We start from the raw sequence: 7821 nt of genomic DNA, 5'->3' as shown, positions 1-7821 counted from the left end.
GGAGCCGCGGGGCCGGTTGCCCGGCTTCCGGCACGCACGGCCCGACGTACGAAAGGAGAGGCGCACACCGATGACCCGGGTGCTCGTGGTGGAGGACGACCCACGGCTCGTACGGGCCCTCCTCATCAACTTGCAGGCACGCCACTACGACGTGGGCGCCGCCCCCGACGGTGCCACGGCCCTCCGGCTCGCCGCCGCTCGCCGGCCGGACGTGGTGATGCTCGACCTCGGCCTGCCCGACATGGACGGCGTCGACGTCATCAAGGCCCTGCGCGGCTGGACCCGCGTCCCCGTCATGGTGCTGTCCGCCCGCCGGCGTCCGACGAGAAAGTGGCGGCGCTCGACGCAGGAGCCGACGACTACGTCACCAAGCCGTTCAGCATGGACGAACTCATGGCCCGGCTGCGAGCCGCCGTCCGCCGTACGGAGGAGGCGTCGCTCCTCCCCGGGACGACCGTCGTCGAGACGCCTGACTTCACCCTCGACCTGCTCGCCAAGAAAGCCGTCCGCAACGGTCGCGACGTACGCCTCACCCCCACCGAATGGCACCTGCTGGAGATCCTCGTCACCAACCCCGGCAGACTCGTCACGCAGAAGCACCTGCTGCGGGAGGTGTGGGGGATCTCCCGGAGCAACGAGACCAACTACCTGCGCGTCTACATGGCCCAGCTGCGACGCAAGCTGGAGACGGACCCCTCTCACCCCCGCTATCTGATCACCGAGTCCGGCATGGGCTACCGCTTCGAGGGATGACGGAACACACGGCAAGTCGATGAAGCGTGCCCCGCCGACGTGATTGTGTGATGTGCGTCATACGCTGCGAAGGGCCGTAGTTTGTCGATCCGGACCAGCCCCGTTCGTCCAGGGGTGAAGGCCGGCGAAGAGCGCCGGCACTGATGGAAGGGATACGAGATGCGCTACCTGTGTCTGCTGAGCAAGGGCGCGGACACGGCGGTGCCGGAGCCCGGCACGCCGGAGTTCACCGCGACGATGGACGCGTTCGAGACCGCGAACCGGGCCATGGCCGATGCCGGTGTGTTGATCGAGCTCGGCCGACTGCAGTCCGAGTCGACGGCGACCACCGTGCGCGCCTCGGGCGAGGAAACCGTGCTCACGGACGGCCCGTTCGCGGAGCTCAAGGAGGAGATCTGCGGGTTCTATCTGCTCGACTGCGCGGACCTGGACCAGGCGCTGCGGTGGGCGGCGACCATTCCGCTGGTCCGCTCGGGCGGGGCGGTGGAGGTGCGTCCGCTGATGGCGATGGAGGGGCCCGCGACAACGCAGCGATGACATGTGACCTCGAACTCCTCTTCCGACGGGAGTGGGGACGCGCCGTCGCCGTGGTCACCCGTGTCACCGGGGACCTCGGCGCGGCGGAGGACGCCGTGCAGGAGGCGTTCACGGAGGCGCTGGAGCGGTGGTCGGCGGGCCCGCCTCCCAACGAGCCCCGGGCCTGGCTGATCACGGTGGCCAGGAACCGCGCCCTCGACCGGCTGCGCCGGGAGGCCAGGCGGGACGAGAAGGAGGGGGAGGCCGTGCGACTGCTCGGCGAGCCGGAACCGCCGCAACCGACCGGCATGGTCGCCGACGACCGGCTTCGGCTCATCTTCACCTGCTGCCACCCGGCCCTGGAGCCCGGTGTGCGCGTCGCGTTGACACTGCGCACGCTGTGCGGGCTGACCACCGCCGAGATCGCCGCCATGTTCCTGGTGAGCGAGTCGGCCATGGCCCAGCGGCTGGTGCGGGCCAAACGCAAGATCCGTGATGCCGCGATCCCGTACCGGGTGCCGGAGGATCATGAACTGCCCGACCGGATGCCGGCGGTGCTGCGGGTGGTCTACCTCGTGTTCACCGAGGGGCACCGGGCCGGCTTCGGCGAACGCCTGGTCCGCGACGAACTGTGCGAGGAGGCGATCCGGCTCGGTCGGCTGCTCACGCGGCTGAGCCCCGACGACCCCGAAGCCCTGGGCCTGCTCGCCCTGCTCCTGCTCACCGACGCCCGCCGCGCGGCCAGGACCACGGCGGACGGCCGCATTGTGCCGCTGGCGGAGCAGGACCGCACGCTGTGGGACAGGGACAGGACCGACGAAGGCGTCCGCCTGCTGCACCGGGCCGTGGCGAGGCGGCACCCGGGCCCGTACCAGTTGCAGGCCGCCGTCGCCGCCTGCCACGCGACCGCGCCGACCGCGGCGGACACCGACTGGGCCCGGATCGCGGATCTCTACGAGACGCTCGCCCACCACGACCCGTCGCCGGTGGTCCACGCCAACCGCGCGGTCGCCGTGGCCATGAGCCACGGACCCGCCGCGGGGCTCGCCGTGCTCGACCGGCTGACCGTCGACCGCCGTGTCCGCGGTTGGCACCTGCTCCACGCCGCCAGGGCCGACCTGCTGCGTCGCCTCGGCCGCCGCGACGAGGCCGCCGACGCCTACCGAACGGCCCTCGCTCTCAGCCCGTCGCCCGCCGAGCGGGAGTTCCTGACGGCACGGCTCGACGAGCTGACGTGAGTCCCGGCTGCTGCGTCGAAGGTCGCCCCGGTGCGCCATGAACGGGTGACCTCGTGCGCTGCCGACCGCTGACCGCCGGCCTCGTCCGAGCCGCGCGCCATGGCTGAGGCCACAGCGGTGTGGGTTGCGTAAGCGGCCGGTCCGAAGAGCGGCTGATGATGGGAAGCGCCCCGGCACGCGCGACTGCCCTACCTGCGGCGGCCACGCCAAACGCGTCTACTCGTCGCCGGGCCCGGACGATCTCTTCGGTGGGAGCGGGGTGGGCTTCCCCGGCGGTGCCACAGCCCCACGGGAGCCGAGTGCCGAGCGAAGCCGGGGCAATGCTGTGAGACTGAGTAGACGACCGCACTGGGCCAGCGGGGAGAACGGTCGGGTGACCATGACCGGATCGACACACAGCAGCCGCCGGACGGCCGGGTCCGTGCCGGGCAGCAAGAACACCGCGTCCCTCGTGGTCGACGACGAGGGCAGCGTCGTCGGGTGGAGTGCGGCCGCCCAGCACCTGCTCGGCTACTCCGCGCAGCAGATCCTCGGCCGAGCGGCCAAGGACCTGCTGGTCACCGACGCGTCGGGGGACCATGACATGGCCGACGTGGTGCTCCGACACCGGGACGGGCACCGCGTCGGCTGCCGGGTGCACGTGGCTGCTCAGCCCGATACGGACACCGCGGCGCGCTGGAAGATCGACCTGTCGCCCGTCGAGGACCTGTCGCCCGGCGAGAAATTGTCGCCGAGCGAGGAACTGTCGAGCGAGCAAGAAGATTCCTCCGTCGTTGTTACCCCCGCCGTCGACAAGGCACTGGTGCGGGCGCTGTTCAGCCGTTCCCCGATCGGTCTGTTCGTCCTGGACACCGACCTGCGCCTGGTGCGGTACAACGCCGCGGCGGAAGGCATGCAAGGCACCCGGGTGACCGAGGGGCTGGGGCTGCGGCCCACCGAGGCATGGCCGGACTTCAGCGCCCGGATGGCCGAGCAGGTGGTGGCCGAAGTCCTGGAGACCGGCCGGCCGGTCCTCGCCTTCGAAAAGCGCGGGCGACCCCCTGGTGACCCCGAGCACGAACACGTCTATTCGGCCTCCGCATTCCGTCTGGAGGACTGCGACGGCCGCGTCCTCGGAGTGGCCGACATCGTCGTCGACGTGACCGAACAGCACCGGGCCCAGCAACGGCTGGCTCTCATCGCGGACGCCGGTTCCCGGATCGGGACCACACTCGACGTGCTGCACACGGCGGGGGAGCTGGCAGATGCGGTGGTGCCCGGGCTGGCCGACAGCGTGGCCGTGGACCTCCTCGAACCGGTTCTGGCCGGAGAGGAGGTGCCCGGCAGGCCGGACGAAGCCGGCTGGGACCTGCGGCGGGCCGCCTCGCGGTCCATCCGCACCGACGGCCCCTCGGGCGCGTACGCGGTCGGTGAAGTCAGCAGTTATCCCGACGCGCCCGCCGCCCAGGTCCTCACCGACCACCGGCCGCGTCTGGTCCGCGTCGTCGGCGAGGACAGCGCGTGGGTGCGCGACGACATGGCGCACGGCCGGCAGACGAGGGAAGAGGGCGTTCACTCACTGATGGTGGTCCCCCTGCTCGTCCGCGACTGCGCGCTGGGACTCGTCACCTTCCATCGGTGGACCGCCCGCGGCGCCTTCGAGGACGCCGATCTCACCCTGGCCCAGGATCTCGCCGTGCGTGCCGCCGTCGCACTGGACAACGCCCGCCGCTATGTGCGCGAGCGCAACACCGTGATCACACTGCAGCATGGTCTGCGGGCCCAGGACCATCCGCTTCCCCAGGCGGTCCAGGCGGCGCACCACTGGGTGCAGTCCGGAGCCGGCGGCGACTGGACCGACGTCATCGCCCTGCCCGGAGCCCGCGCTGCCCTGGTGGCGGGCAGCACCCCTGGCCGTGGTGTGCGCACCGCCGCCATGACGGGGCGGCTGCGTACCGCCGTGCACACCCTGGCCGCTCTCGACCTGGCACCCGACGAGGTCCTGGCCCGCGTGGAGGACCTGGTCCGCCAGATGGACGCCGAGACCACCGACCCGGCGAGCGGCAGCCCCGTCGGCGCCACCTGCTGCTACCTGGTCTACGACCCCATGACCTGCCAGTGCGCCGCGGCCACGGCCGGTCCAGCGGGGCTGGCCCTGACGGACCGGGACGGCACCGTCTCCTTCCCCGAGCTGCCGGCCGGCCCACCCCTCGGACGCCCCGGCCCGCCCTTCACGAAGACCACGTTGCGGCTGCCCGAAGGATGCCGGCTGACCCTCTACACGCCGGGTCTGCTGCAGGCCTTCGCCGGCGACGACGGCCGCCTGGAGCTCGAACACCTGCTGTCCGCGTCCCACGAGTCCCCACAGAACCTCTGCCTGCGGCTGACCGAGACCCTGGTCCCCGCGGATCCGCCGTGTGACGCGGCTGTCCTGGTGGCCCGCACCGGATCCCTGGACCCCACGAGCGTCGCCACCTGGGTGCTCCCGGCCGACCCGGCAGCCGTCGCCACCGCCCGCTCCCTCACCGCCCGCCAGTTGAGCGCCTGGTCCATGGACGACGAGCTGTTCTCGGCGGAACTCATCGTCAGCGAACTCGTCACCAACGCCATCCGGCACGCCAAGCCGCCCGTCACGTTGCGCCTGATCCGCGATCGCACGCTGAGCGTGGAGGTCTCCGACGGCAGCAGCGCCGCGCCGTACCTGCGACACGCCCGCACGACTGACGAGGGCGGCCGCGGTCTGCTCCTGGTCTCGCAACTCGCCCAGCGGTGGGGCACCCGCCACGAAGACCGCGGCAAGACGATCTGGGTCGAGGAACCCCTTGCGTCAGTGGCCTGACCGTGCGGGCCGAGCGCGTCGAACCGGGTGTTTCCGCAAGCCCCGGCCCGACGCCGCCTCAGGCGGTTCACCCGCATCCAGCCAGGATTCCCGGCCCGCGGGCATAGCCGCCCGCTGCCGCAAGGTCTTCCCTTGGCAGCCCTGAGAACAGGCGGCACCCGCAAGCCGGTTCACGGCCTTCGAGGTTCCAGGGCGTCGCCGTTGTCGACTGGCCGCCTGCTACGGCGGTTCCTTCCCCGCTACCTGCGAGGTCCTGCATGCGCGGCGTCCACCTGTTGCGACTCCACCGCCGTCGCCGACACCAGGACGGCAAGGGTGCTGCGCGCTTCACGCCGCAGCGACCGGCGACGCGCGAAGGTCGCGGTGAGAGCGAGGATCGAGACCGTGCCTCCGTAGAACACGGCGGCAATCGTGGCGAGGAGCCCGACCGTCATCGGGCACGCACCTTTCTTCCCCCGCTGGGCCGCCCGGTTCACAGCCCGGGGCGGGCGTTGATGCGTTTCGTCTCCAACCATACTCGCGCCGTCAACTGCCCGTCCTCTCCAACGGCGTTCGCCGGACGGCCCGCCACCCCTTCGGGGATGGCGGGCCGTCCGGCGAGTGGGGGTTTCACGTGCCCCGGTTGCTCCGCACCGAGCCGGTCAGGCCGGTGGTGTCAGACGGTGCCGCGCTGCTTGCGGCGCAGCGTGAGGTACGTTCCCGTGGCGCCCGCGGCGAGCAGGGCGCCCGTGGCGAGGCCCACCGGGAGCGTGGGGAACTGCGAGGTGTCGGTGGTCGCGGCGGTGTTCTGCATGGCCGGGCCCGGGGTGATGCTCGTGGAGACGGGCGCCACCGGGTGGATGGAGCCGACCGACTTGACCGAGCCGTCCGTGTTCAGCAGCAGCTGCTTGTTGTTCGGGTGGCGGAAGTCGAACATTCCCTCCATGGAGCCGGCGGTGGCGTCGAAGGAGTGGTCGCCGATGCGGCCGGTGTGCCAGTTGTCCTCGATGAAGCGGGTGATCGAGGCCTGGTCGGTCAGGGTGTGGTCGACCTTGTTGACCTTGCTGTACGGCGAGACGACCAGCAGGGGCTGGCGGGTGCCCGGGCCGCAGCGGTCGGCGTAGCCGCCGGACGCCTTGGGCCCGGCCTGGCAGGCGGGGCTGTCGGTGGCCAGGCCGTTGGAGCCGAGGGCGGTGTCGGCGGAGCCGTTGCGCGGCGCGACGTAGGCGTGGTCGTACCAGCCGTCGGAGTCGTCGTAGGCGATGACGACCGCCGTCGACTTCCACTGCGGCGAGCTCTGGATCGCGTTGATCTGGTCGACCAGGAAGTGCTGCTCGTCGATCGGGTCGGAGTAGGCGGCGTGGCCGTCCTGGTACTCGGGGGCCTTGACGAAGCTGACGGACGGCAGCTTGCCCGCCTTCAGAGCGGCGTCGAAGTCGGTCAGGTCGTAGTTGTGGTTGGCCTGGCCGTTGTGGCCGATCTCGTCGACGTTCTTGGGCGGCAGGTGGTGCGGGTTGGACGTCGACTTGTAGTACTCGAACGGCGAGTGGTGCGGGCTGTAGTCGACGGCCGAGGCGCCGCCGACGTTGGTGTGCGCGGTGTCGCACTTGGCGTAGTGGCCCTGCTGCCCGTCCCACGGGGTCGAGGGGCGGAAGCCGCCCTGGAACCAGCCCCAGGTGACCTGCTTGGCGTTGAGGACGTCACCGATGTTCTTGCCCTGCATGGCGGCCAGCGCGCTGGTGCTGGTGTGGTTCTTGCCGGAGCAGTCGTCGAAGGCCGGGTCCGGGTCGTTGATGACGGTGCCGACGCCGTGCGCGTCCGGCGACTTGACCGTGTAGGCGTCCGGCGTCGACGTCTGCTTGGGGTTCTCGCTGCCGGTGGACGGGTCCACGGAGACGACACCGTGCGTCTGTCCGGAGATCAGGTTGAGGGCGCCGGGCGTGGAGGGCCCGTAGACCGAGCTGTAGGAGCGGTCGCTCATAGCGTAGTTCTGCGCGTAGTTCCACAGCGCGGTGACGGTGTTGCCGTCGTAGTAGTCCATCACCAGGCCGGGTTCGCCGAACAGGCCGCCTGAGCACTTGTCGACCTCGGTGTTCTGGACGTACCGGTCGGCCTTGCCGCTGTTCGCTGCGTACTGCTCGGCCCCGTAGTTGTGGTTCTGGTCGCAGGTCATCGCCTGGGACGGGGTGAGCCGCTTGGGAGCGTACTGATTGGGGTTCTTCGTCAGCAGCCCCGCGTTCGCCAGGGTGTCGATGTGCTTCGGGGTCTTCTTCGACGCGGTGAACTTCGTGCCGTCGGTGTTGGCCGCCTTGGGGTAGGTGGCGAAGTAGTGGTCGAAGGATACGTTCTCGTCGAAGAGCACGACCACATGCTCGATCGGCGTGGCGGTCGAGGAGTGGCCGGCGGGTGCGGCGGCCCACGTCGGCGCGCTGCTGCCCAGCACCGTGAGGGCGGCTGCGCCCGCGAGTGCCCCCAGACTCCTCATCGTTGCTCGTCTTGCGCTGTCGGCCATGCCAG

5 protein-coding genes and 1 pseudogene are annotated in these 7821 nt (G+C 71.0%); 4 read left to right on the top strand and 2 right to left on the bottom strand.

Annotated features, from left to right (window positions below; translation table 11 throughout):
• The first annotated feature begins 70 nt into the window (after positions 1–70).
• The 4 genes and pseudogenes from BZY54_RS34305 to BZY54_RS34290 all read left to right on the top strand — a co-directional run bounded on the left by BZY54_RS34305 (position 71) and on the right by BZY54_RS34290 (position 5325).
• Positions 71–753: pseudogene (locus BZY54_RS34305) on the top strand (response regulator).
• Between the two features lie 159 nt (positions 754–912).
• A complete protein-coding gene (locus tag BZY54_RS34300; protein ID WP_086729224.1) occupies positions 913–1290 on the top strand; it encodes a YciI family protein in 378 nt (125 codons plus the stop codon).
• The gene (locus tag BZY54_RS34295) at positions 1287–2507 is read left to right on the top strand and encodes an RNA polymerase sigma factor (RefSeq protein WP_086729223.1); all 1221 of its coding nucleotides are present in this window, start codon (positions 1287–1289) and stop codon (positions 2505–2507) included. Before BZY54_RS34300 ends, BZY54_RS34295 begins: the two co-directional genes overlap by 4 nt.
• A 379-nt stretch (positions 2508–2886) precedes the next feature.
• On the top strand, positions 2887–5325 hold the full coding sequence (locus BZY54_RS34290) for a SpoIIE family protein phosphatase (RefSeq protein WP_086729226.1): 2439 nt from the start codon (positions 2887–2889) through the stop codon (positions 5323–5325).
• A gap of 239 nt (positions 5326–5564) precedes the next feature.
• On the opposite strand, the gene BZY54_RS34285 is transcribed toward BZY54_RS34290, so the two are convergent.
• Both BZY54_RS34285 and BZY54_RS34280 read right to left on the bottom strand, forming a co-directional pair.
• Positions 5565–5759: a hypothetical protein gene (locus BZY54_RS34285; protein WP_086729222.1), complete on the bottom strand. Its 195-nt coding sequence runs from the start codon at positions 5757–5759 to the stop codon at positions 5565–5567.
• A gap of 221 nt (positions 5760–5980) precedes the next feature.
• Entirely contained in the window at positions 5981–7789 is a 1809-nt protein-coding gene (locus BZY54_RS34280; protein WP_086729221.1) for a phospholipase C, read from the bottom strand.
• Positions 7790–7821 lie beyond the last annotated feature (32 nt).

Origin of the sequence: Streptomyces carpinensis (assembly GCF_002154505.1) — a bacterium.
GTDB classification, from domain to species: domain Bacteria; phylum Actinomycetota; class Actinomycetes; order Streptomycetales; family Streptomycetaceae; genus Streptomyces; species Streptomyces carpinensis.
Note: the sequence above shows the minus strand (reverse complement) of the source record. Positions and strands in the feature narration are given on the sequence as shown.